The organism is Acetomicrobium mobile (genome assembly GCF_937920065.1).
The window spans coordinates 1-2190 of the sequence record NZ_CALETC010000229.1 but is presented as its reverse complement, the minus strand read 5'-3'; the positions used below and the strand labels follow the sequence as shown (position 1 = coordinate 2190).

Sequence of the window (2190 nt, the reverse complement as noted above, 5' to 3'; positions counted from 1 at the left end):
CAATCTTTGAAAAGGCCCCCAATGTTGTGGAAGACGATTTCTATGTGCAAAGACAGCCCCACATGACGATAGAACCGGACGTTGGTTTTGCCTACATTGACGACAACGGCGTTCTAAAGATTCATTCCAAGACTATCGGCGCTCATCTGCATTTACTGATGATCGCTCCCGGTCTTGGGTTAGAGCCTGACCAAATTGCGCTCGTATCGAACCCCATGGGCGGCACCTTTGGATACAAGTTCTGCCCGACCATGGAAGGGCTGGTTGGAGCGGCGGCCTTGGCGACAGGCAAGCCCTGTTTCCTCAGGTACAATTACTTCCAGCACATGACTTACACTGGGAAGCGTTCTCCCTTTTTTGTGAACATCAAGTTCGCAGCCGACGAAGAGGGCAAACTCCTCGCCATGGAGACGGATTATATCGTGGATCATGGGCCTTACTCTGAGTTTGGGGATTTGCTCACGCTCAGAGGCGCACAGTTCATGGGAGCCGGCTACGACATTCCTAACATCAGGGGCAGAGGACAGACGGTCTGCACCAACCACGTCTGGGGTTCTCCTTTCAGAGCTTACGGTTCTCCGCAATCCCTCTACTCTTCCGAGCTTCTCATGGACGAATTGGCCGAGAAGATCGGCATGGATCCATGGGAAATACGTTACAAAAATTGCTATCGTCCAGGCTCGACAAACCCGAGCGGCCAGGAACCTGAAGTCTTCAGCTATCCCGAGATGCTCGAAGCCATCAAGCCAAGGTACGAGGAGGCAAAGGAAAGGGCCAAGAGAGAATCCACCGATAAGATCAAAAAAGGCGTGGGGCTTTCAATGGCCGTTTACGGCTGTGGGATCGACGGTCCTGATAGCTCCGAGGCATGGGCAGTATTGAATCCCGATGATACCGTTACCATCGTAGCCGCCTGGGAGGATCACGGCCAAGGCGCCGATATGGGCATGGTGGGGACAGCCCACGAGGCGCTGCGTCCCATGGGCATCACCCCCGACAAGATACGGTTCACCTGGCCCGATACGTCTAAGACGCCCAACTCGGGACCTTCCGGCGGATCGCGCCAACAGGTGTTGACCGGCAGCGCCATTAGGATTGCCTGTTCCGAAATGCTCAAGTCTCTACGGAAACCCGATGGGACATACATGAGTTACGCCGAAGCCGTCAGTGCCGATAAACCGCTGAAGTACGTTGGCAAATACACCGTTCCGGGTGTTCCCTGCGACGAAAAAGGACAGGGAAGGCCCTTCGTCGTCTATATGTATGGAGTCTTTCTTGCTGAGGTTTCGGTTAATACCGAAACAGGCAAGGTTGCCGTAGACAAGATGACCCTGATGGCTGATATCGGAAAAGTCAATAACCGCCTGGTGACCGACGGCCAGTTATACGGAGGCATAGCTCAGGGGATCGGCCTTGCCCTCTCGGAGGATTTCGAGGACATCGAGAAACACTCCTCTCTCGTCGGAGGAGGATTCCCCTACGCCAAGGATATCCCCGATAACATAGAAATAGTTTACTTCGAAAACTATCCTCGCGAGTTTGGTCCCTTTGGAGCGGCGGGAGTAGGAGAGCTGCCCCTTTCCAGCCCGCATGCAGCCATTGGAAACGCGATTTACCATGCCTGTGGGGTTAGGGTTCACCATCTGCCCGCTACGCCCGAAAAGATCCTTGCCGGCCTCAGGGGAGAACGCGTTTAACTAATACGCTTATAAGCGCCCGCCTCTGACCGCTTTAAGTCGGGGCGGGCGTTATTAAAAAGATAACCGACATGGATATTTATACTTTTATTTTGATCGAATTCCCTGAAAGCGCCAATTTCCGGGCAAACCTAGTTAATCTGGTTATGTGATCTCATTGTGAGATATTCGGGAGGAAGTATTAATGGAACGCTATAAACTCGATGACTTTGAGCAACGCTGCATTCAAGATGAACTTCCTTACTGTCAAGCGGCATGTCCTCTAAAGGTAAACGTCAGGGCCTTTTGTGGGGCCATGGCGGAAGGTCACTTCGATGAAGCAAGAAAAATCCTGTCGAAAGCAATGCCACTGCCGGACATTATTGGTCGCATCTGCGACCACCCCTGTCAGGATGCCTGTGTCTTGTCCCAAAAGGGCGGCGCCATTTCCATAGAAAAGCTTGAAATAGCTTGCCTGCAACAAACTAAAGATACGGGGCTGCCCCTGCGCCTT

1 protein-coding gene and 1 pseudogene are annotated in these 2190 nt (G+C 52.7%); both read left to right on the top strand.

Annotated elements, in window-relative coordinates:
* The coding region (locus tag Q7P41_RS08700) for a xanthine dehydrogenase family protein molybdopterin-binding subunit (RefSeq protein WP_303883530.1) at positions 1-1697 on the top strand (1697 nt) is incomplete at its 5' end.
* Positions 1698-1881: 184 nt separating this feature from the next.
* Positions 1882-2190: pseudogene (locus Q7P41_RS08695) on the top strand (Fe-S oxidoreductase); the annotation flags it as partial.